At 68.7% G+C, this 24,016-nt stretch carries 13 protein-coding genes; 8 read left to right on the top strand and 5 right to left on the bottom strand.

What is annotated here, in order from left to right:
* The first annotated feature begins 1 nt into the window (after position 1).
* On the top strand, positions 2–4,435 hold the full coding sequence (fxsT, locus tag OG439_RS30565; protein WP_326944220.1) for an FxSxx-COOH system tetratricopeptide repeat protein: 4,434 nt from the start codon (positions 2–4) through the stop codon (positions 4,433–4,435).
* Between the two features lie 33 nt (positions 4,436–4,468).
* Here the strand turns inward: fxsT (OG439_RS30565) and OG439_RS30560 are convergent, their stop codons facing one another.
* Complete coding sequence (locus OG439_RS30560) at positions 4,469–6,277, bottom strand: HEXXH motif domain-containing protein (protein ID WP_326944219.1); 1,809 nt, start codon at positions 6,275–6,277, stop codon at positions 4,469–4,471.
* A 2-nt stretch (positions 6,278–6,279) separates the two neighbouring features.
* Positions 6,280–6,471, bottom strand: coding sequence for a hypothetical protein (locus OG439_RS30555; protein WP_326944218.1), 192 nt, complete (start codon positions 6,469–6,471; stop codon positions 6,280–6,282).
* Between the two features lie 180 nt (positions 6,472–6,651).
* Between OG439_RS30555 and OG439_RS30550 the strand changes: the two genes are divergently transcribed.
* The 4 genes from OG439_RS30550 to fxsT (OG439_RS30535) all read left to right on the top strand — a co-directional run bounded on the left by OG439_RS30550 (position 6,652) and on the right by fxsT (OG439_RS30535) (position 14,448).
* The gene (locus tag OG439_RS30550) at positions 6,652–7,545 is read left to right on the top strand and encodes an effector-associated domain 2-containing protein (RefSeq protein WP_326944217.1); all 894 of its coding nucleotides are present in this window, start codon (positions 6,652–6,654) and stop codon (positions 7,543–7,545) included.
* A gap of 115 nt (positions 7,546–7,660) precedes the next feature.
* Positions 7,661–9,190 (top strand): VMAP-C domain-containing protein, encoded by a 1,530-nt coding sequence (locus OG439_RS30545; RefSeq protein ID WP_326944216.1) that lies wholly within the window; start codon positions 7,661–7,663, stop codon positions 9,188–9,190.
* A complete protein-coding gene (locus OG439_RS30540) occupies positions 9,168–10,226 on the top strand; it encodes an AAA family ATPase (protein ID WP_326944215.1) in 1,059 nt (352 codons plus the stop codon). Before OG439_RS30545 ends, OG439_RS30540 begins: the two co-directional genes overlap by 23 nt.
* A 1-nt stretch (position 10,227) precedes the next feature.
* Complete coding sequence (gene fxsT / locus OG439_RS30535; protein ID WP_326944214.1) at positions 10,228–14,448, top strand: FxSxx-COOH system tetratricopeptide repeat protein; 4,221 nt, start codon at positions 10,228–10,230, stop codon at positions 14,446–14,448.
* 5 nt (positions 14,449–14,453) lie between these two features.
* Here fxsT (OG439_RS30535) and OG439_RS30530 read toward each other — a convergent pair whose 3' ends face one another.
* From OG439_RS30530 to OG439_RS30520, 3 genes are all read right to left on the bottom strand, one after another.
* The gene (locus OG439_RS30530) at positions 14,454–16,238 is read right to left on the bottom strand and encodes an HEXXH motif domain-containing protein (protein ID WP_326944213.1); all 1,785 of its coding nucleotides are present in this window, start codon (positions 16,236–16,238) and stop codon (positions 14,454–14,456) included.
* A 21-nt stretch (positions 16,239–16,259) separates the two neighbouring features.
* Positions 16,260–16,454: a hypothetical protein gene (locus tag OG439_RS30525; protein WP_326944212.1), complete on the bottom strand. Its 195-nt coding sequence runs from the start codon at positions 16,452–16,454 to the stop codon at positions 16,260–16,262.
* Between the two features lie 337 nt (positions 16,455–16,791).
* Entirely contained in the window at positions 16,792–17,973 is a 1,182-nt protein-coding gene (locus tag OG439_RS30520; RefSeq protein ID WP_326944211.1) for a TetR/AcrR family transcriptional regulator, read from the bottom strand.
* 149 nt (positions 17,974–18,122) lie between these two features.
* Between OG439_RS30520 and OG439_RS30515 the strand changes: the two genes are divergently transcribed.
* From OG439_RS30515 to OG439_RS30505, 3 genes are all read left to right on the top strand, one after another.
* Positions 18,123–19,334: an acetyl-CoA C-acetyltransferase gene (locus OG439_RS30515; protein ID WP_247057317.1), complete on the top strand. Its 1,212-nt coding sequence runs from the start codon at positions 18,123–18,125 to the stop codon at positions 19,332–19,334.
* Between the two features lie 8 nt (positions 19,335–19,342).
* Positions 19,343–21,514 (top strand): 3-hydroxyacyl-CoA dehydrogenase NAD-binding domain-containing protein, encoded by a 2,172-nt coding sequence (locus tag OG439_RS30510; RefSeq protein WP_326944210.1) that lies wholly within the window; start codon positions 19,343–19,345, stop codon positions 21,512–21,514.
* Between the two features lie 131 nt (positions 21,515–21,645).
* Entirely contained in the window at positions 21,646–23,982 is a 2,337-nt protein-coding gene (locus OG439_RS30505) for a GH92 family glycosyl hydrolase (RefSeq protein ID WP_326944209.1), read from the top strand.
* The last annotated feature ends 34 nt before the right edge of the window (positions 23,983–24,016 follow it).

The following is a 24,016-nucleotide window of genomic DNA, read 5'->3' as shown; positions in this document are numbered from 1 at the left end:
AATGCCGGAAAACCCGGGTGGTCCTGGCGACCACGACCTGACGGCGAACGAAGTCGCCGACGGGTTGTGGCTGATGGCCGCCATCGCGGCGACGTCGGCGGGCGAACCGGAGCCACCCCGTCCGCCGGAGCCTCCACCCCGGGACGAGCGGCCCGATACCGCCGAGGTGCATCCTCCGCCGATGACACCGAGGCGAGACCCCGAGCGGCTGCCGCCCCCGGACCTGCCGTCGGTCGTCCTGACGGAGATCGCGAACCGCCGGGTGGCCGCGGGGGCGGGCGGCCTGCTCGACCCGGAAGAGGAGACGTCGGCGGCCGGCGCGACGTCTCCGTTGCCCGACATCGGGAAGCTCGTCCGCGCCTTCCGCGCGTTCAAGCGGAAGGTCCCGTCGGACCAGCCGGACGACGTCGAGCTCGACGAGGAGCGGACCGCCGAGGTCAGCGCGGAAGCGGGGATCTGGCTCCCGGTCACCAAACGCAAGCGCCTGCCCTGGCTGCACCTGACCCTGGTGGTGGAGCAGGCGCCGTCGATGGCGCTCTGGGCGCCGACCGTCGCCGCGTTCGTCACGCTGTGCCAGCGGCGGCTCGGCATCTTCCGCTCGGTCCAGGTGCGGCTGCTGGAGACGGGCAAGACCGGGCGCGCCGAAGGCGGCATGGTGCTGGGCCCGGTGCTGCGCGGCGGAACGCCGGACAGCCCGGCGCGCGGGGCCGGCGAGCTGGCCGACTCCTCGGGACGGCGGCTGATGCTCGTGCTGACCGACGGGATCAGCGACGCCTGGCGGCGCGACCTGGTGCAACCGCTGCTGGCCCGGTGGGGACGCAAGGTCCCGGTCGCGGTGGTGCACCTGCTGCCCAGGCGGCTCTGGGTCCGCGGCGGCGTCGACGCGCAGAACGCCGAGATCACGACCCGGGGCCCGGTGCGGCCCAACGACTCGTACCTCGTCCGGTTGACCGACTTCTTGCTCGACGAGCTCGACCAGGCGGAACTGACCGAGGATTCGGTCGCGGTGCCCGTCCTGGAACTGGAAGAACGGTGGTTCCGCAGATGGGCGGAGGTCGTCACCGGACGGGCGGACGTCCCGCGGAAATGTTCCGTCATGGTGATTCGGGACCGGCCGCGCGCAACTCTTACCGAATCGAGTGAAATTCCGGTTCCGCGTGAGAATGAGGTGAACGCCAGCGATCGAGTGAGGGATTTTCACAGTCAGGCTTCGCCGTCCGCGTTCCGGCTCGCCACCCTCCTCGCCGCGGTCCCGGTGGACCTCGACGTCGCGTCCGCGGTCCAGGCGGAGATGCTCCCCGGCTCCGGCCCCGACCACCTCGTCGAGGTGTTCACGAGCGGCCTGCTGCGTCACGACGGAAACCGCCAGCCCTGGGACCGCAACACCCCCTGGGAATTCTCCGGCCAGACCAGAAGAGTCCTGCTCAGCGGCGCCCGCAGATCGGACACCGCACACGCGGTCCGCGCGGCGTCCCGAAGGTTCGGCGAGCAGAACTCCGCACTGGCCCGCCTGCAGGCGGCATTGGTCGAGCCGGACGCAACCCCGGACCCGGAACCCACGACGGCGTCACGCGCCGAGATAGCACTCGAACGAGATGTGATGAGTGCGTTGTCGGGTCCATACTTATCGAGAGCCGATCGTTTGGCTAGAATCGACAACAGGGGCGAAGCCCCGAGTTCACCCGGTTTGCGTGGTTCCGCTGTGGACTTTAGCGCTGCTAGCATCCCGGCGGTGAGTGACACGATGTCGCAGGAACTCAAGGGGTCGAGTATCCCCGGCGAACCCGCAGCCACTGATGTGGCGAACCCGGACCCTTCAGAACGTCAGCCGGTCTCAAAGGACAAACCCGCAGACCAGGCGAGTGTGATCGCCAGCGTCGGATCATCGACGACGCGCCAAGTAAGGCGTTCGGGTGAAGAAGTTCCCCCGGTCTGGGGCTCGATTCCACCACCGAACCCCAACTTCACCGGCCGCGGCGACCTGCTTGCTCAGCTGGGTGAGCGCTTGGGCGCCGGAACCACGGCGGTCCTGCCCGCCACCCTGCACGGCATGGGTGGCATCGGTAAGACGCAGATGGCCATCGAATACATCTACCGGCACCTGCAGGACTACGACATCGTCTGGTGGATCCAAGCGACCCAGCCGACCCAGATCCACGCGTCACTCAGCGAACTCGCCCAGCACCTCCGCCTCCCGGGCGCTGACGAAGCCATCACGGCCGTACCCGCGGTCAAAGAGGCTCTCCGTCTCGGTCGGCCGTACCGGCGGTGGCTGCTCGTCTTCGACTCGGCCGAAGACCCGGAAATGGTCCGCCCGTTCTTCCCAGTAGGCGGCACCGGCGACATCCTCGTCACCTCACGCAACCCGAACTGGGCCGGGATAGCACGTCCGCTCGAAGTGGCCGTCTTCGACCGCAGCGAAAGCAAGACGCTGCTGAGCAGGCGTGGACCTCAATTGGACGACGCGGACGCCGACCGCATCGCCGAAAAACTGGGCGACCTACCCCTGGCGATCGAGCAGGCCGCGGCCTGGCTGGCCGAAACCGGCATGACGGCCAGGGAATACGTGCGACTGTTCGACGAGAAGGTCGCGGAAATCCTCGACACCTCGAACCCGCAGGACTCCGAGACATCGGTCGCGGCAGCGTGGAACGTGTCGTTCGATCAGTTGACCGTGAGCAGCCCCGCCGCGCACCAGTTGCTGCAGGTGTGCGCGTTCTTCGCCCCCGAGCCGGTTTCACGCAGTTTGTTCGCCGGCGTGCGCGGGTTGACGGTGTCGGAAGATCTCGACAAGGCACTGCGCGACCCGATCAAACTCGGTCGCGCCATTCGCGACATCAACCGGTTCGGTCTCGCGAAGATCGACCACCGGACCGACACCATCCTCCTGCATCGCCTCGTGCAGCTGGTCCTGCGCAACCGCATGTCGGAGCAGCACAGCAACGAAATGCGCCACGGCGCACACATGCTGCTGGCCAACCTCGACCCGAACGACCCGGAATCACCCCGCCAGTGGCAGCGCTACCAGGAGGTACTGCCGCACATCTACGACGCCGAGCTGATCGAGTGCACGGACCAGTGGGTGCGACAACTGGTGATCAACCTGATGAGATTCCTTTACCACTGGGGTGACCACGACGGCGCGGTCACGCTCGCCGAACGCGCGGTGCAGGCGTGGGAGCAGGACCGGGGCGAACGCCAGCGCCGGGGCGAAGCGCCCATCGAAGATCCGCCGTTGCAGGAGCTGGAGGCGTCCGAGCGGCTGGCGTTCTTCCTGTGGACTGTGGGGCGCTACGCCGACGCGGCGCAGATCAGTAAGCACACCTTCGACCGCTACCAAGACTCGGTAGGTCCAGACCGGGAAGAGACACTTTACGCCGCGCTGACCTACGCGGTCATCCTGAAGGCGAGGGGTGAATTCGCGGAAGCCGCCCAGCGCAACGAAGAGATCTACGTCAAGGCACGAGGCCTGTTCGGCAACGACGACCCGATCACGCTGAACGCTGCCCGTGACTACGTCGCGGCGCTGCTCCTGATCGGTGACTACCGGCAAGCACACGAACTGGCTGTCGATACCTACCGCAGGCGCGTCGAGGTCTTCGGATACGACAATGCGTCGACCGTCGCGACTCAGGTCCTGATGGTGATTGCCCGGCGCGAGCTGGGCGACTACCCGTGGGCACGAATCGAGCAGCAGCAGATCACCGACCGGGTCGAACAGCAGTACGGTGCGGACAGCATCAGCACACTCCGTCGCAAAGCCCACCTCGCGGTCGCGTGCCGGAAGGACGGCGATCACGACGCGGCACGCAGCATCTCCGAGGACGCCCTCGGCCGGTTCCGGATCCGGTACGGGAACAAGCACCCGAACGCCTTGGCGTGTGCTCTCGGGTACTCGATCGACCTGCGGCACGCTCACGAATTCGTGAAGGCTCGTAAACTGGGGGAGGAGGTCTTCGACCTCTACCGCGAGAGCCTGGGCGAGAAGCATCCACACACCCTTTCGGCCGCGCTCGACCTCGGTGTGACCATGCGGCTGTCCGGAGACCCGGCTAGCGCGCGAACACTGAACGAGCGCTCGCTGGAAGAGTTCCGAGCACAGCTGGGTGAGGACCACCCGCACACGATCGTGTGCGGGATCAACGTCGCGAGCGATCTGGCTGCCCTCGACCGTATCGAAGAAGCCGCGGAGCGGGATGTTGAACTGCTCGCGCGATCACGCCGTGTCCTCGGCGAAGACCACCCGACGACGCTGGCCGTCCAGCTCAACCGTTCGCTCGACCTCAGGGTGCTCGGGCAGCCGGAGGAAGCGGACGAGCTGTACGTCGACGTCATGGACCGCTACCGGCAAGTCCTGGGTGAGGCGCACCCTGGCACCGTGGCGGCGTCGCGCGGAGTTCGTGCTGACTGCGACATCGACCCGATGCCGCTGTAGCGCACTTCCCGGCCCGCTGTTCGACAGGACGATTCAGTGGGTGAACCGGCCGATCCACCCGGCGACTGTGTCCATCGCTGGGGCGGAATCGGTGTTCACGCGAAGGACGCGGTGCACCGCCCGGACCAGTTCCGGGCGGTGTAGCAGTGCCCGTGCCGCCGGTCCGGTGCCACGGGCCGACAGGGCCAGTCCGAGACCGACTATCGCGGCCGGAACGTCCGGGTCCGTTGCCAAGAGCTCCCGGTAGCCGGCCACGGCTGACTCGTTGTCGCCGGTCACCAACGCGAGGTCGGCCTCGGTCACGCCGGGCACGGTCGGACCGTACTCGACGAGTGCGTTGCCGTCCTGGCTCAGCCGGAGCCGGATCAGGTCGGTCCGGGCGTCGTTCCAGGCACCGTCCGGGACCGGCGTCGGTGTATGCGGTTCCGGTAGCTTGCCGAGTTTGGGCCACGGATCTCCCTTGTCCCAGGCTTCGGCGAGCGCCGAGACGGTGCCCGCGTCCGGACGCAGGTGCCGGAGACGCCAGGTTGCGTAGTGGTCGAGAGCCGCGGTCGCCGCCCAAGCTGCCGGTCCGGCGCTGACCGGGTCGTTTTGCCACGGATCCAGTTCGGCCGCGATCCCGTCGAGAAATCGGCGTCCGGTGCTGGTGAGGCTTTCGTCCTGGTGTACCGCGTGCAAGGTTTTCCAGCACGCTGCTCGCCACATCGCGAACTCGAACGAAGCCAGCGGGTTGTCCGGTTCGGCCGCGGCCAGTGCCCGCCAGAAGGCCGCCACGCCGGAGAACGCGTAGATCCCGTGCAGCACACCGCCGATCGGCCGGGGATCATCCCGCCAGGGTGCGTACAGCCGCTCGCGTGGATCGTCGGTGGTCAAGGTGGCGAGGTGCTGAATGCCGCCTAGCCGGATGTGCCGGAACTCGTGGACGAGCGCGGCCGCGAGCTGTTCGGGATCGCTGCCGTACGCCACGATCGCACTGCCGAAAGCTTCGCCCGTTGACGCGCTGGGCAGTCTGAAGGCGACCGCCGGCGCCGGCACCACTGACTCGAGACCTCCGGGCAATGCCTCCGCGATATCGGGCATGTGCGTGGTGAGCAGGTGCCAAGCGTCATCGACGACGGTGCGCCACGACTCGACATCGAGGGCCGTGAGGCGTCGCGGTGGGATCGGTTCGTAAAGCCCCCGGTAGGGATCGAGGTCGTCGAGCCTGATCGACAACTGCCGGCCGCCGTGCTGGCTGGTGACCCTGCGGATGGGGTGCCAGCCCGCGGTTTCGACGCTGAGGTCGTCGGGTAGTCGCACTTCGGTCTGCCGGTTCCTGAAGACGATCCCCTCGCCGTCGGCGAAGACTTGCGCTACCCCGAACGCTTCGCCGGTGCGAAACCGGACCATGCCGAGCGTCGGTAGTGACACGTTTCCGTGCCAGACCGGGAGTTCTGCCTCGAAGGTGAGACCGGCGCGCACGGCCGCGGCCGCGGCAAGGCAGTGCACGTGACCGAGGTGGACCCAGAACGGGCAAACGCCGGTGACATCCTGTCTGCACAATCGGGTGGTGTAGCCGGCCCAGGTCCCGGTGTAGGGGTGAGCCAAAATCGTTTCGACTGCCGAAGGTGCCAGAACCTGAACCCTGGCCAGCAGCTCCCACGCGGATTCGGGCGAAGGCAGCGGCTCGGCCACTTCAGGAGACTTGGCTGCTTGGTCGACTATTCCTCTCAGCAGGAGCAGTCGTCTGCTCCGCTCGGTCGCGCGAAGGCGTTGTAGCGGGCCCAGGCCGCCCTCGCCATGCGCGAATGCGTCGAAATCGCTCCATGACAGGTGATGGGGGACCAGTTCGTCGGAGGTCACGGTCAGTCGACTCGCTTGGCGCCTCCGCTGCCGCTTGCCGTCACCGGGATATAGGAAACCCGCTCCGCCGCGTGTCGCAGCGCTTTGCGCAATTCGCTGCTCTCCAAGGTGCGCAGCTCCGACAGCGGTACGGCACCGAGATCGAGGACCGCGGATTCGATTCCCGCTTCCCCGTCGGAGCGTGAAGCCTGCATCACGATTCCCCTCTCGCAGGGAGAACGGACCCCGTCGGCCCGCTGCTGATTGTCCCGCATTACCTGCGATTGCGATAGGGACCGAGGTTGTGCGCCGTCCGGACGACGCTGTGAGCGTGGCCGCGAAGGCGTTGACCTGTGACAATGAGTCTGCCGCGAACTCGGGGAGGTCCGGTGCCCATGGATTCTGCCGCGTACCACAAGACCGTCATGGCGCTGGACATCGCCGGTTACAACGATCCCAGGCGCACTGCGGCGCATCGCCTCGTGGTGCACGAGGGGTTCTGGAGGCTGTTGCGCACGTCGTTCGCGGCGGTCGGCGTTCCCTGGGTCGACCTCTTCCAGGAGAACGCGGGTGACGGCGCGATGATCCAGTTGCCCGCTCAGGTCGCGAAAGCGGACCTCGTGGCGGAGCTGCCCGACCGGATGCTGGCGGAACTGCGGCGGTACAACGCGGTGCACGCCGAGGAGGCGAACGTCCAGTTGCGCGTCGCCTTCCACGCCGGCGAGATCCACCAAGGCAGCCACGGCACGGTCGGTGACGCGACCAGTCACGCGTTCCGGCTGGTGGAGGCGCCGGAAGCGAAGAACGCGCTGAAACTTTCGGGCGCGACGCTGGCGTTGATCGTTTCGGATTCGTTCTACCACGACGTCGTGCGGGCCGACCCCGCGGCGAATGCCGGCTCGTACCGCCGGATGCGGGTTTCGGTCAAGGAGACCAAGACCGAGGCTTGGTTGCGATTGCTCGGTGCAGCCGTCAACGGGTTCCCAGGCCGCGAATTACCGCCGCCGTCGGCGGTCGAAGACGTGTTTTCGGCGTTGGTGGACGCTCTGCTCGCCGTACCTTGTGTCCGCGGGGCGGAAAGCCGCCGTCTCCTGCTCGACCATTTCTCCCGCCGGGAAATCGCGGACTTGGTCCCGCATCACGCCGAAGATCGGCTGCACGTGATCGCGCTGGCCAGAACGTGCCGGCGGTTCACCCGCGGCCTCGCCGACCTGCTGGAAGCGATCAGAATGCTGGACCCGGGATCACCACAGGTCGACGCGCTCGCCGCGATCATCGACCGGTTGTGACACCTGGGTGTCCTGTTTCGGACTGTCTCGTGTCCACCTTTTGCCCCTATTGCCCGCGGCGCCGATGGGTAAAATCACGGTTCCCGGGCACCCGGGCGGGGAGGTGGTGCGTCAGGTGTCGGCCGGCGAGCAAACCCACGGACCGGGCCGGGAGTTGCACCTCCCGTCCACGGTTCGCGTAGCAGTCCGGGAGGCGATCGTCAATCTCCTCGCCCACGCCGGATTGGCCGCCGACCGGCCGAGCCGGTCGCTGATGCTGGAATTGATTCACGACAACCTCGGTTTCCCGCTGACGCTTTCCGAACACGCGACCGGGCGGGACCAGCTGATCGATATCGTCAACGCCTGCGCCCGGGCGGATGGCGGGATGCACGCGCTCGAACACGCCGTTCGCATGCTGCGGCCGAGTTCCCCGGAATCCGAGCTCTTGCACCGGCTCGTGCACGAACCGCGGATGCACGACCTCCTGCCGGATTCCGAATTGCTGTGGTTGCGTTCCGTGCTGGCCGGATTCACCCCGCCGAGGCTCGGCACCCTCGTCCGGCGGGCGGCCACCCCCGCGACGTGTCCCGCCGCCGAACCGGGTGACGCCTGGGAGGCGTTCTGCCTGCTGACCGAGCTCAACACGCCCGCGCACGGGCTGCCGCCGGCGCTCGCCTTCGTCGAGTTCGTCGCCGCCAAGTGCGCTCGCCCGCTCGGGGACGAACTGCGGGAATGGAACACCTGGCAAGCCCGGCGGGTGCAGGGTGAGGCACGGTTGCGGGAAATCCGCGCCGAACGCGAGCACCCTTCCGACGGCGAACTCCGCCTGCACCTGGTGATCATGGTCGAACTGGACGGAATCGACCCCGACCTGCACGTCGTTTCGCATTGGCGGCAGGAGGATCCTCAGGAGTGGCCGCCAGCCAGGGGTGGCATCGCCACCATTCGCGGCGCGGACCTCGAATTCCACGTCGACCAGTTGATCGTCGACGCGGAACGGGCCTGGTCGGAATACCGGGAAGAGGCCGCGCTCGAGTTCGTGCTGCCGCGGGCCCTCGTGAACCTCCCGGTGCACCGCTGGTGCAAGGAGTACGAAACCGGCGATCCCCGGCCGCTTTTCCTGGACTACCCCATCGTCATCCGCTCGCTGGAACGGATGTTTTCCCGGCAGTGGCATCGGGCGTGGCGAATACGGTGGGAAGCGATGCTCGGGAATCCGTCGGCTGAACGGGTGTACTACTGCCGGCCGCAGGACACCGAGGGACGCCATCGGCTCGACGCGATTCTCAGTGACGGCCGGTGGTCGATGATGGTTCTCGCCGGACCGCCGCCGACGCGGCCGCGACCCGGCGAGGACGAAATGGCGACCGGGTTGCGCTCCGGGATTCCGGTGCTGCTCTGGCACCCCGACGCGTCCGCCGACGTTCTGCGCGAGGTCGTCGAATGGCTCCTCGACGGCGGCGGTCTCGGTGATCTTCCCGCACGGACCCAGGATTCCCGGCGGGCGGCGTTCCGCGAGGTCATCATCCCCGTCGACCTCCGGGTCGTGCGTGATCTGGTGATCCTGTGGGACGACCCGGGCAGATTGATTTTCCTGGACGACGGCCCTTACCTGCCGGACGCGATACGGGAGGAACCAGATGAACGCGGCAGAGCATCCTGAGCGACCGGACTGGTGGATCTACCGCGGTACCGGCCGGCCGCTCGCGGGAGCGTCGCTGGCCGACCTGCTTCCGCCGGCGCCGCCGTGGCGAGCGTTCAACGGCGGGCCGCTGCCGGCGGGGGACGACCTCCCCCAGGACGAGGGCGAGGCGGACCGGCGGCTGGGATCCGAGCACCGGCTGCCGGCCCGGCACGTCGACCCGCACGAGATCGACATGGTCAACGCGGCGTTGTACCTGCGTCGTCCGCTGCTGGTGACCGGCCGGCCGGGCAGCGGGAAGTCGAGTCTCGCGTACCGGGTCGCGCGAGAGTTGCGGCTGGGCCGCGTGCTGCGATGGCCGGTCACGTCCCACACCACGCTCAAAGCCGGGCTGTACCAGTACGACGCGATCGGCCGCGCCCAGGCGGCCGGTGCGCGCGCCGCCGATCGACGGGACGGTGAGCAGGAACCGCCGATCGGCGAGTACCTCCGGCTCGGTGAACTCGGGACGGTTTTCCTGCCTCGCCGGCAGCCCCGCGTGCTGCTGATCGACGAGCTCGACAAGAGCGAGGCCGACCTGCCCAACGACCTGCTCAGCCTGTTCGAAGACGGCGAGTTCGCGATCCCCGAGCTGGTGCGGGTGCGCAGCCGCAGCCGTGAAGTCGAGGTCTTCACGGCCGACCCGGACGCGACGGCCACGGTCGCGGACGGCCGGGTCCGGTGCGTCGCCTTCCCGTTCGTCGTGATCACCAGCAACGGCGACCGCGACTTCCCGCCGGCGTTCCTGCGCCGGTGCCTGCGGCTCGAAATCCAGGACCCGGACATCGAACAGCTCTCGGCGATGGTGGCCGCGCACGCGCTCGATCCGAGCGACACCCACCGGTCCCGCATCATCGAGGAGTTCGTCAGCCGCAGCGAAGCGTTCGGCGGCCTGCCGGTCGACAAGCTCCTCGAAGCGGTGTACCTCGCGACTTCGGGGGCGTACCACGATGAAGGCGAGTCCTGGCCCCGATTGGTGGACGCGCTCTGGCGGCAGCTGAACTCCGTGGTGCCGTGAGATGGCCGATCGTGATCGGTTGTCGTGGAGCGAGGTCGCGGACGCGGTCTGGCTCGCGGCCCTGCTGGGGCACCCGGCGGCGCAGCAGGCCGGTCCCCCCGAACCGCGGGCCGACCCGCCGGAACCGGAGCCGCCGGCCGAGCCGCCGCACCCGGATCCCGAGCCGATCGCGGATCCACCGCCGGCCGCGGAACCGGAGCCGCCCGTCAGGCACCGGCCGGTGGCCGGGGGATTCGTGCGGGACGTCCTCGGGCGGCCCGACCGGCTGCCGTGGAACGGCCGGGCGCCGAGATCGTCGAGGGTGCCCGGTGGTCTGGACATCCTGCGGGCTCTCCGGCCGTTGAAGCAGCTACGCCCGTCGTTGCTCGAAGACGACGTCCAGCTGGACGAGGAACTGACCGCCGAGCAAGCGGTCCAGGACGGCCTCTGGCTGCCGGTGCTGAAGCCCGCTACGACGTCCCGTGTCCTGGATCTGACGGTCGTGATCGACGCCGGTTCGTCGATGGCCTTGTGGCAGCCGGAAGTCACGTCGTTCCTGAAGCTGGTGCACCAGCTCGGAGCGTTCCGGACGGTCCGGATCCGTTACCTGGAAACGGAGACCCGGGCGACCGACGGTTCCCTGGCACCGGTGCTGCGCGGCGGGACTCCGGACGCGCCTCAGCACAGCGTGGCCGAACTCCTGGACTGGTACGGCGATCGTCTCATGCTCGTCCTGACGGACGGGGTCGGCGAAGCGTGGCGGCGTGACCTGGTTTCGCCGCTGCTCGCGCGATGGGCCGGCGGGATGCCGGTCGCGCTGGTGCACCTGCTGCCCCAGCACATGTGGAAGAAGGCCGGCATCCCGGTGCACCGGGCGTTGGTGACCTCACCCGGCGCGTTCCGGCCGAACCGCCGTTACGGGTTCGAGCTGCCGGACGCCTGGATGACTCTGGCGGACCCCGAAAAGGACACGACCGGCGCAGTGCCCGTGCCGGTCCTCGAACTGGACGGCCGGTGGTTCAGCTGGTGGGTACGGCTCATTTCGCGCTCGGTCACCGAAGCGGTGCCGGGCACGGTGTTGCTCGCGCGTGATCAGCCGCTGCCCGAGGCGGGCGACGACGACGATCCGGCCACGCCACCGGCGGCGCAGGAGCGCGTCCGCCGGTTCCTCGGTGCCGCGACACCGCCTGCTTTCCGGCTGGCGACGTTGCTGGCCGCGGTCCCGGTCAGCCTGCCGATCGCCCGGTTCGTCCGGGCGGAACTCGTGCCGGACGCCGACACGTCCCACGTCGCCGAGGTACTCACCAGCGGACTCCTCGGCCCGCCCGCGGTGGGCGACCCCAATGCGGTCTTCGCGTTTCCGGCCTCGGTGCGCGAGGCTTTGCTCACGGCGGGACGCCGATCGGAGACGGTGCAGGTGGTCGTCGCGACCGGGCAGCGCTTCGGCGAGCAGCACCCCGTCCTGCTGAGGATCGTGGACGCACTGGCCGATCCCGACCGGGCTTCCCTGCCAGACGGGGCCGCGGACGTCTCCCTCGAGCGCGTGGTGATGCGGGCTTTGTCGGGACCGTACGCGTTGCGAGCCGAGCGCCTGCAGGAGCGGGAGCTTGCGGTCGCCGAGGCGGAGAGCCTCGCTGCGGATGAGGACGAGACCGCGGACGGGATGGGCCCGACGGCGGAACCGGAGGTCGCAGACGAGCAGCTGGTCGCGAACGTGCGTGAGGAGGCGGCCACCTCTCTGCGCCGGGTCCGGCGGATCACCACCGATGCCCCGGCGATCTGGGGTGCGGTCCCCGCACGCAACCCGGAGTTCATCGGCCGCCGCGAACTGCTCGATCAGCTCGGCACGAGCCTGGGTCCGGCCGGCTGCACTGTCCTGTACGGGCCGGGCGGTCTCGGCAAGACGCAGATCGCGGTCGAGTACATCTACCGGCGACTCCGTGACCACGACCTCGTGTGGTGGGTGAGCGCGACGCAAGAGTCTCAGATCCGGGCGTCCTTGACGGAACTGGCCCGGCAGCTGCGCTTACCGGGCGCGGATGAGACTGTCACCGCGGTACCAGCCGTCTTGGCCGCGCTCCGCGCCGGCAGACCGTACCGTCGCTGGCTGCTCGTCTTCGACGCAGCCGATCAACCCGAGTTCCTGCAGCCGTTCCTCCCGGTCGACGGGCCGGGGCGGATCCTGGTCACCGCACGGGACATCGCTTCCGGTGCCTTCCCGGCGGAATCGATCGAGGTCGACCGGTTCGCCCGTGAGGAGAGCATCGAGCTCCTGCGGCACAGGGATGCCACGGTTGCCGCCGCGGACGCCGGCGCGCTCGCGGCGAAGCTGGGCGACCTGCCGATCGCACTCGCCCAAGCCGCGGCATGGCGGGCCGAGACCGGCATGCCGGTCGCCGAGTACACGCGGCTGCTGGACGAGAAGACGGCCGAGCTCCTCGCGACGTCGCCGCAACCGTCGGACTACGAGATCTCCGTGGCGGCCGCGTGGAACGTCTCCTTCGACGGACTCGCAACCCGGAATCCCGCCGCGCACCAGCTTCTGCAAGTCTGCGCGTTCTTCGCCGCCGAGCCGATTTCGCGCAGCCTGTTCGCCGGGGTCCGCGGAGTCGAGATCGCCCCGGAACTGGACACCGTGATGCAGGACCCCGTCCTGCTGGACCGGACACTGCGGGAGATCAACCGATGCAGGCTGGCGAAGCTGGATCACCGCAGCGGCACCTTGCTCCTGCACCGGCTCGCACAGCTGGTGCTGCGGGCCACGATGACCGACGAGATCCGCACGAAGAGGCAGCACGGCGCTCACCTCATGCTCGCCAACCTCGATCCGAACGACCCGGAGGCGACCCGGCAGTGGCCGCAGTACCAGATGGTGCTGCCACACCTCCGGCACGCCGAACTGATCGACTGCGACGATCGGTGGGTCCGGCAGCTGCTGCTCAACTTGATCAAGTTCCTGTACTTCTCCGGTGACCACATGGGTGCACTCGAGCTGGCCCAGCAAGTCGTGGCTGCCTGGACAAGCCGGTACGGCGCCGAAAACGCGCAGACGCTGGCGGCGTCGGAACAGCTCGGGTTCGTGCTGTGGGTGCTCGGCCGGTACGAGGAGTCGGCCGAGGTGGGCCGGCGGACGTTGCAGCTCTACCGCCGTACGGTGGGCCCGGATTCGGAACAGGCGATGCGGGCCGAAATAACGGTGGCGGTCGGGTTGAAGGCCGGTGGCGACTTCTTCGCGGCACGCGACCTCAATCGGCAAACCTACGAGAAGGTCCGCTCGCTCTTCGGCGACGACGATCCGACCGCGCTGCGTGCGGCGCACGACCTGGTTGTGTCGCTCTTGCTGGCCGGCGACTACGAGCAGGCCCGTTGGCTCAGCGAAGACACCTACGAACGCCGGTCGGAGCTGCTCGGTTTCGACAACTGGGAGACCATCAGCACCCTGAACATCATGATCATCTGCCGCCGGGAGCTCGGGGACTACTCGTGGGCTCGCATCGAGCAGGAGAAAGTCGTCGAGCGGGTACGGGGCCTGTTCGACTCGGAGACCGACGGGGTCGTCCGTCGCGACTACCACCTCGCGGTGGCGCAACGAAAAGACGGCTACCACGAAGCCGCGCTGAGCCTGTCGGGCAGCGCGCTCGAGCGGTTCCGGCTCAAGTACGGGTTGGACCACCCGAGCGCTATGGCCTGCGCGCTGGCCCATTCGATCGACCTGCGCAACGCCGATGATCTGGCGGCCTCCCTGGAGCTGGGTGAGCAGGTGCTGTCCCTGTATCGACGGAATCTGGGGGACCGCCACCCGCACACGATGGCCGCCGAAGCGGACACCGGGGTGACCCTGCGGTTGCTCGGGCAACCGCAGGACGCCCTGGCCAGAGACCAGCACGCCCTGGCCGGACTGCGTGATCGGCTGGGTCCCGCCCACCCCCACGTCCTGGCTTGCTCGATCAACGCCGCGAACGACTGGTCCGCGTGCGGCGATGTTCAGCGTTCTCTGCGGATGAACACCGAGACGCTCGCGCGACTACGCCGAGCGCTGCCCGAGAGTCACCCGATCACGCTCGCAGCCCGGCTGAACCGGGCTCTGGACCTCGATCAGCTCGGCCGCGGGCAGGAGGCAGCGAGTCAGCACCGGGATGTGCTCGGTATGGCCGACCGGGTGCTGCGATCCGGACATCCCGCGATCACGGCCGCGGTGGACGCGGTGCGAGCCGAGTGCGACATCGATCCGATGCCGTTGTAGCGCGGTCAGGTCAGTCCTTCGCCGATCCAGCGGGCCAGTTCGTCGGCCACCGGTGCGTTGCCCGCTCCGCGCAGCGTCCGGTGCACCGCACGAACCAGTTCCGGCACACCGAGCAGTGCGCGTGCGGCGGGACCTGCCGGCAAGGAAAGGCCGAGTCCGATCAGGGCCGAGGCGTGGTCCGGATCCTCTTCGAGTACGGCGAGATACGCCTTTCGGGCTTCCTCGACCCGGTCGGCGATCAGCATGTGGTCGCCCTCGAGCACTTCCGGCACGCGCGACCACAGCCGTGACAACTCGGCCTCGCCGTTTTCGCCCAGCCGGATCCGGAGGAGGTCGGCGCGGGCGTTCGGCCAATCGCCGTCCGAAACGGTGTCGAGGCGGCCGCCCGGGATCACCTGTGGGCAAGGAGCACCACATTGCCAGGCATGGGCAAGTTCTGCCGAGCTCTCCGGCTCGGGGCGGATGTGGCGCAGTCGCCAGCCGGCGTGGTGGTCCGTGGCCAGCGTTTCCGCCCAGTGCGCCGCTTCAGCCGACGTCGATTCTTTCTGCCAGGGCTCGAGCACGGTGCCGAGCTCGTCGAGAAAACGACGTCCGGCTGTAGTCAACGCTGCGTCGTCCCGGATCAACTCGAGGGTGCGCCAGGACTGGGCGCGCCAATGGGCGAACTCGAAGGCGGCCGACCGATCAGCGGGACGTGCGTGAGACAGCGCTCGCCAAAAGGCCGAGACCCCGAAGAACGCGTAGATCCCGTGCACCAGGCCACCGAGGGGCCGCGGGTCCTCCCGCCACGGCGCGTACAGCCGCTGGGTGCGATCGTCGTCGTGCAACCGGGCGAGCTGGAGCAAACCGCCCAAACGGATGTGCTGGAATTCGTGCACCAGGGCCGCGGCGAGCGTGGCGGCTTCGTCCGGAGCCGCGATGACCGCGCTGCCGAAGGCCTCACCCGTCGACGCGCTGGGAAGCCGGAACGGGACGGGCGGTTCGGGCACGATCGACGTCAGGCCCGCCGGCAGGATCTCCGCGTACTCGGGCAGATGCTCGACGACCAGCCGCCAGGCTTCGCCGAGCAGGCCGTGCCAACGCGCGGAGTCGGCTTCCGCAAGCCGGTCCGGCGGAATCGGGTGGTAGAGCCCACGATGGGGATCCAGGTCGTCGAGCCGCAGCTCCATGACCCGGTCGTCCGCTTCGAGCCGGAACGTCCGGAGCGGAACCCAAGCCGGTGTCCCGGGCGTGACTCGCGAACGGTCGCCGCTGATCGTGAAGGAGCCCGATTCGCCGTGTACTTCGGCAGTCGTGAATCCGCCGCCTTCGTCCAGTCGCGCCGCTCCCAGCGTCGGCAGCACAACGCTGTCGTTCCAGACCGGCACGCGGATGGTGAACTCCAGACCCGCACGGATCGCGGCGGCCGCGGCGAGCGTGTGGAGGTAGCCGCAGTGGACCCAGAGCGGGCATTCTCCGCTCAGTTCCTGCTCGATCAGCCGCGTGGTGTATCCCGCCCAGCTGCCGGTGTAGGGGTGGGCCAGCACCTGCTCGACCGCATCCGGGTCGGCTTCTTCGGCCTGTTCCAGCAGTTCCCACGCCTTTTCGGAGCCTGGCAGCGGACCGGTCAGTCGTTCGTCCGCCGTCGCGTCCTTCAGCCCGCGCAGCAAAAGCAACCTGCGGCTGCGATCAGCGCTTCGCAACACACCCATGGCGGTGAGCCCGCCTGTGCCCGCGGCCAATTGGTCGAAGGTGCTCCAAGGGAGCAAATGCAGGTCAGGATCGGACTCCACAGGGTCCTTTGTGCGCACGGTGAGTCCTCCGGAGCGACTTCAGTCGACGCGCTTGGCGCCACCACCGCCGCTGCCGCTCGCGGTCACCGGGATGTGGGCGGTCCGGTCCACGGCGTGGCGAATCGAACGATTGAGCGCGAGAGCGTCGAGTTTCCGCAGTTGGGACAGCGAAACACTGCTCAGGTCGAGGAGTTCGGATTTGATCCCCGGCTCGCTGTCACCCGGCGATCGCATGACGATATTTTCTCCTCGGACGGAACTGTGCTGCCTAGGGGGAAGGCGCGCGTAAAGCTAGCACGCCGGAGATCACTCGACCGGGGCGCATGGGGATAATGTGTTTCGCCTGGTAGCAAGGGGTCTTCCGGTCTTGTGTTCATCGTACCCCTGTTCGATCCGGCCATTGCGAAGGTCCACTGATTGGATTTCACCACGCTCTGTCACGAGGGGCTTGCGCTTGGATACGGCCGCAGAATTTCGTGAATCCGCTGGTTGTCGGAATTTACATTTCTGAAATACTTAACTGACGCTGTTCCTCATTCGCGGATCGTCGCCGTATCTCGTCGAGCGGCGTTCAGGCCACGTCGAGGATCGTGTGCAGCAGCGTCGTCAGTTCGGCCTCGAAGTGGGGGCGGGCTGCGACCCGGCGGGTGCGGGCCAGGTCGTTCGCGATGGTCAGGGCTGCGTGGACCGTGATCTTCGCTTCTCGTGGCGGCAAGGATGGGTGAACCACGGATAGCAGCGTGACCCACTGGGCCACGTAATCACGCTGGACCCGTAGGAGGTCGGCTTTGTCGCGGTCCGGCATCGTCACCCGGTCTGCCGAGAACGAGACCAGGAGCTCCGGCGTGTGCAGAATCGTGCGGACGTACGACGCCGCCAAGCGGCGTAGTGCCGTCGGCTCGTCGGGGGCCTGTAGTGCTTGCTCTGCCGCCAAGGCCAGGCGGTCAGCCGCTCGGTGGCCGATTGCGACCATCAGGGCCGCTTTGCTCGGGAAGTGGCGGTAGACGCTCGGGCCGGCTATGCCCGCCGCCGCTCCGATGTCCTCCATGCTCACGTCGTGGAAGCCGCGCTGGGCGAACAGGGCCGTGGCCTCCGCCAGGACCTGCTCTCGGCGGGACGGCGTGCCCAAGCGCAAAGAGGGTGTGTCCGGAGAAGGGGAGACGGGCAACGGGAGTGTGGCGTTCAGCACACCGAGGGCCAGCTCGACCAGCAGCTGAGCGAAGCGGCGGCGGGCCACGGCGGTGTGGTGGACCGACACGCTGCCGAACACCGACAGCGCCGCCCAGCACAGCAGCTCGGCGTCTTCGGCCGGCAGATCCGGGCGCTGGACCAGCAGTGCCTTCGACCACGACGCCAGCGCCAGCGTCGACCTGCGGGCGATCTCCCGCTGATCTTCCTTCGGGAGGTGACGGCCTTCCCAGCGCCACAGCGCCGCGATCTCCCGGCGCTCGACGGCCTGGGCCGCGAGCCGCGTGAGCAGGGCTTCCAGCTGGTCGGCGGGCGGAACGGAGTCGGACAGCGACTCAGCCGTCGCGGCCTCCAGGTCCTCGAAACCGCTCAGGACGACGTACGCGAGGATCGCCTGCTTGTCCGCGAAGTGCCGGTACAGCGCCGGCCCGGTGACGCCCGCCGCGTCCGCTATGTCCTTGATGCCTACCCCGGGGAAGCCGCGCGCGCGGAACAGCCCGGCGGCGACCGCGGCCAGCTGGGCCTTGCGGTCGCGTGGTCGCGCGGCACGTACGGAGTCGGTCATGGTGAGTCGACGATAGCGGCTAACGGCACAACGGCAACCCATTGACACCATGGGGTTATCCGGAGATATGTTAATGGTCATTAGCACTACTGGCCGGTATCATCGGTCAGGGTACGAAGACGTCCCATCCGCTCGCGAGGAGTTTTTCTGTGAGTAGCGAGGCCTACATCTACGAGGCGATCCGCACGCCTCGCGGCAAGAACAAGGGCGGTGCCCTGCACGGCACCAAGCCGGTCGACCTGGTGGTCGGCCTGATCGAAGAGCTCAAGGTCCGCCACCCGAACCTCGACCCCGCCGTGATCGACGACGTCGTGCTCGGCGTCGTCTCGCCGGTCGGCGAGCAGGGCGCGGTCATCGCGCGCACCGCCGCGCTGAACGCCGGCCTGCCCGAGACCGTCGCGGGCGTGCAGCTCAACCGCTTCTGCGCCTCCGGCCTGGAAGCCACCAACACCGCCGCGCAGAAGGTCCGCTCCGGCTGGGACAACCTGATCATCGCCGGCGGTGTCGAGTCGATGTCGCGCGTGCCGATGGGCTCCGACGGCGGCGCGCTGTTCATGGACCCGGCCACCGCGTACGACAACTACATCGTCCCGCAGGGCACCGGCGCCGACCTGATCGCGACCATCGAGGGCTTCTCGCGCGAGGACGTCGACGCGTGGGCCGTGCGCTCGCAGGAACGTGCCGAGGCGGCCTGGTCCGGCGGCTACTTCGCCAAGTCCGTCGTCCCGGTCAAGGACATCAACGGCGTGACCGTCCTCGACCACGACGAGCACCGCCGTCCCGGCTCCACCGTCGAGAGCCTCGGCAAGCTGAAGCCCGCGTTCGCCGGCATCGGCGAGCTGGGCGGCTTCGACGCCGTCGCGCTGCAGAAGTACCACTCGGTCGAGAAGATCAACCACGTCCACACCGGCGGCAACTCCTCGGGCATCGTCGACGGCGCCGCGCTGGTGCTCGTCGGCTCCGAGCAGATCGGCAAGACCTTCGGGCTGACGCCGCGCGCCCGGATCGTGGCGACCGCGTCGATCGGCTCCGAGCCGACGATCATGCTCACCGGCCCGACCCCGGCCACCGAGAAGGTGCTGAAGACCGCGGGCCTCAAGCCCGAGGACATCGACCTGTGGGAGCTCAACGAGGCGTTCGCGTCCGTCGTGCTCAAGTGGATCAAGGACCTGCATCTCGACGAGGAGAAGGTCAACGTCAACGGCGGCGCGATCGCCATGGGCCACCCGCTCGGCGCCACCGGCGCGATGCTGGTCGGCACCGTGGTCGACGAGCTCGAACGCCGCCAGGCGCGCCGCGCCCTGGTGACCCTCTGCATCGGCGGCGGCATGGGCGTCGCCACCATCATCGAGCGGGTGTGAGGACCGAAATGGCTGAGAGCAAGACCATCCGCTGGGAGCAGGACGAGGACGGCATCGTCACGCTGACCCTCGACGACCCGAAGCAGTCGGCGAACACCATGAACGCCGACTTCCGCGAGTCGCTCGGCGTGACCGTGGACCGCCTGGAGGCCGAGAAGGACTCCATCACCGGCGTCGTCATCACCTCCGCGAAGAAGACCTTCTTCGCCGGCGGTGACCTGAACGACCTCATCCAGGCGAAGCCCGAGAACGCCGTCGAGTTCACCGAGTCGTCCGGCCTGATGAAGGGCCAGATGCGGCGGATCGAGCAGCTCGGCAAGCCGGTCGTCGCGGCGATCAACGGCGCCGCGCTCGGCGGTGGCCTGGAGATCGCGCTGGCGACGCACCACCGGATCGCGGCCGACGCCAAGGGCAGCCAGATCGGCCTGCCCGAGGTGACGCTCGGTCTGCTGCCCGGCGGCGGTGGCGTTGTGCGCACTGTCCGATTGCTGGGTATCCAGAGTGCGCTGCTGAACGTCCTGCTGCAGGGTCAGCGCCACCGCCCGCGCAAGGCGCTGGAGCTGGGCCTGGTGCACGAGGTCGTCGACACCGTCGAGGAGCTCGTCCCCGCCGCGAAGGCGTGGATCAAGGCCAACCCCGAAGGCGGCGTCCAGCCCTGGGACGTCAAGGGCTACCGGATCCCCGGCGGCACGCCGTCGAACCCGAGCTTCGCGGCGAACCTGCCCGCGTTCCCGGCGAACCTGCGCAAGCAGATCAAGGGCGCGAACATGCCGGCGCCGCGGGCGATCCTGGCCGCCGCCATCGAGGGCTCGCAGGTCGACTTCGACACCGCGATCACCATCGAGACGCGCTACTTCATCAGCCTCGCCACCGGCCAGGTCTCGAAGAACATGACGAAGGCGTTCTTCTTCGACCTGCAGACGATCAACTCCGGCGGCTCGCGGCCGGACGGCTTCGAGAAGTACACGGCCAAGAAGGTCGGCGTGCTCGGGGCCGGGATGATGGGTGCCGCGATCGCGTACGTGTCGGCGAAGGCCGGCATCGACGTCGTCCTCAAGGACGTCTCGCAGGAGGCGGCCGAGAAGGGCAAGGGCTACGCGGCCAAGATCGAGCAGAAGGCCCTTTCGCGCGGCAAGACGACGCAGGAGAAGTCGGACGCGCTGCTGGCGAAGATCACGCCGACCGCCGACCCGGCCGACTTCGCGGGCGTCGACTTCGTGATCGAGGCCGTGTTCGAGAGCGTCGAGCTCAAGCACAAGGTGTTCGGCGAGATCGAGAGCGTCGTCAACGCCGACGCGGTGCTGGGCTCCAACACCTCGACGCTGCCGATCACCACGCTCGCCGAGGGCGTGCAGCGGACCGAGGACTTCATCGGGATCCACTTCTTCTCGCCGGTGGACAAGATGCCGCTGGTCGAGATCATCTGCGGAGAGAAGACGTCGCCGGCGACGCTGGCGAAGGTCTTCGACTACACGCTGCAGATCAAGAAGACCCCGATCGTCGTCAACGACAGCCGCGGCTTCTTCACCTCGCGCGTCATCGGCACGTTCATCAACGAGGCCGTCGCCGCGCTGGGCGAGGGCGTCGAGCCGGCGTCGATCGAGCAGGCGGGTTCGCAGGCCGGTTACCCGGCGCCGCCGCTGCAGCTGATGGACGAGCTCACGCTGACCCTGCCGCGCAAGATCCGCAAGGAGACGCGCGAGGCGATCGAGGCCGCGGGCGGCACCTGGAAGGCGCACGCGTCGGAGGGCGTCATCGACCGGATGGTCGAGGAGTTCGACCGCAAGGGCCGCTCGACGGGCGCCGGCTTCTACGAGTACGGCGAGGACGGCAAGCGCACCGGGCTGTGGCCGGGCCTGCGCGACGCGTTCAAGTCCGGCTCGGCCGAGGTCCCGTTCGAGGACCTCAAGGAGCGGATGCTGTTCGCCGAGGCGCTCGAGACGGTGAAGTGCTTCGACGAGGGCGTGCTGACGTCGATCGCGGACGCCAACATCGGCTCCATCTTCGGCATCGGCTTCCCGGCGTGGACCGGCGGTGTCATCCAGTACATCAACCAGTACGACGGTGGCCTGCAGGGCTTCGTCGACCGGTCGCGCGAGCTGGCCGCCCGGTACGGCGACCACTTCGAGCCGCCGCAGTCGCTGGTGGACAAGGCCGCCAAGGGCGAGATCTACGAATAAGCAAGGTCCGTGAAGGCCTCCTTGCCGGCTCTAACCGCTGGTAAGGAGGCCTTCACGGCTTCCGTGGGTGTCCGGAAGCTTGTCCACTTCGAATTCGCCCGAAGGCCATCGAAGCGGGTTAATCTCCGCCCATGCGCCGTCCCGTCACGGTGGTCCTCGCCGCCGTCCTGCTCGCCTCCAGCCTGACAACGATGTCGGCCGCCTCCGGGCTGAGTCCCGCCGACTTCGTCGATCCCCTCATCGGCTCGGCCGGGGACGGGAACACCTACCCCGGCGCCACCGCGCCGTTCGGGATGCTCGCCTGGAGCCCCACCAGCACGCGCGGGGACCAGACCAGCACCGGGGCCGCCAACGGCTACCAGTACGACACCACCCGGATCCGCGGCCTCAGCCTCACCCACGTCAACGGCGCGGGCTGCAACCCGGGCGCCGCGGGGGACGTGCCGATCCTGCCCTTCGCCGGGGACGTCACCTCGTCGCCGACCGCCGACACCACCGACGCGATCTACGCGAGCAACTTCAGTCACGCCGACGAAGCCGCGACGCCGGGGCGCTACAAGCTCGGGCTCGCGAACGGCGTCACCACCGACGTCGCCGCCACCGAACGCACCGCGATCGGCGCCCTGCAGTACCCGGCGGGCAAACCCGCGAGCCTGCTCTTCCGGACGTCGAATTCGCTCAACGGCAGCGAGGACGCCGAGACGCACCTCGACCCCGCGAACCGCAAGGTCACCGGGTCCGTGCTCACCGGCGCGTTCTGCGGCCGCCGCGCGAACGGCGGCGTCAACAACCGCAAGTCCTACTACCGCCTGTACTTCACCGCGCAGTTCGACCAGCCGTTCGCCGGCACCGGGACGTGGAAGGACGCGACGCTGCAGCCGGGCGGCCTCGACCAGTCCGGCGGCGAGGGGTACGCGACCGGCAGCGACCGCGCCGGCCGGGGCTCCGGTGGGTACGTCACCTTCGCGCCCGGCAGCAAGGTCACCATGCGGATCGCGATCTCGTACGTCTCGCTCGACGGCGCGGAGCGCAACCTGCGGGCCGAGCAGCCCAGTAAGTCCACTGTGGACAGCGTGGCCGCCGGGACGAAACGCGCGTGGAACACCGAGCTGAACCGCGTGGCCGTCGGCGGCGGCACGGCCAACCAGCAGGTCACCTTCTACACCGCGCTCTACCACGGCCTGCAGCAGCCGAACCTCGTGAGCGACGTCGACGGCCAGTACCTGGGGATGGACCAGAAACCCCACCGCGTCGCCCGGGGGCAGGACGCGCAGTACTCCAACTTCTCCGGCTGGGACCAGTACCGCGCGCAGGTGCAGCTCCTGGCCCTGCTCGAACCCCGCGTCGCCGGTAACTTCGCGCAGTCGCTCTACAACTACGCGCAGCAGAACGACGGCGTCTGGGACCGCTGGGTGCACGTCAACGGCGCGACGCACGTGATGACCGGCGATCCGACGGCGGCGACGCTCGCGACGTTCTACGCGATGGGCGTCCGCAACTTCGACTACCGCGGTGCGTTCGATTCGCTCTACAAGCAGGCGACCGTGCCGCGGCCGGAAGGCCTGCAGGACGGTGGCTGCCCCGGCCAGTGCGTCGGCCAGCGCCCGAACCTCGCGCAGTACCTGACTTCGCACTACGCGCCCAACGACGTCTGCCACTGCTGGGGCGGCGCCGCGGAGACGCTCGAAGACGCGGTCGCGGACTACGCAATCGGACATTTCGCAGAGCTGCTCGGACGCACTCGCGAAGCCGCGGAGCTGCACGCCCGGGGTGCGTACTGGCGCAACGTGTACAACCCGGGGACCGGTTACATGCAGGCCCGCAACGTCGACGGCAGCTGGGTGACGCCGTTCGACCCGGCGAGCGACCGCGGTTTCGCCCAGGGCAGCGCGGCGGCCTACACCTGGATGGTCCCGCAGGACGTCTCCGGCCTCGCCGACGCGATGGGTGGCAAGGCGACCGCCATCACCCGTCTCGACGGCTTCTTCCACGACGCGAACGGGAACTGGCTGCTCAAGGGCGGCGGCCCGCTCAAGTACGACCCGACGAACGAGCCCGACATCCACGCGCCCTGGTTGTACAACGAGCTCGGCCGGCCGTGGAAGACGCAGGAGACCGTCCGGCAGCTGGTGAACTCGGTGTACACGACCGGGCCGTCGGGTCTGCCCGGCAACGACGACCTCGGCACGATGTCCGCTTGGTACGTCTTCGCCGCGCTCGGCGTCTACCCGCGCACGCCGGGTTCGGGCGAGCTGCTGCTGTCGAGCCCGCTGTTCCCGAGCGCCGTGATCCGCCCGGCGGCCGGGGCCCCGATCCGGATCACGACGTCGGGCAGCGGCAAGTACGTCGCGGACGTCCGCCGCGGTGGCCGGCCGCAGCGGGACTGGAAGCTCGACGCGTCCTTCCTGCGTACGGGCGGCGCCCTGGACTTCCGCCTGTCCGAGACGCCGACGACGTGGGGGAGCTGACCGTCACCCGATCGGGCTGAATGCATCCAGCTCT

The organism is Amycolatopsis sp. NBC_01307, assembly GCF_035975215.1.
Classification (GTDB): Bacteria; Actinomycetota; Actinomycetes; order Mycobacteriales; family Pseudonocardiaceae; genus Amycolatopsis.
This window is presented reverse-complemented; position numbering and strand designations above follow the sequence as displayed.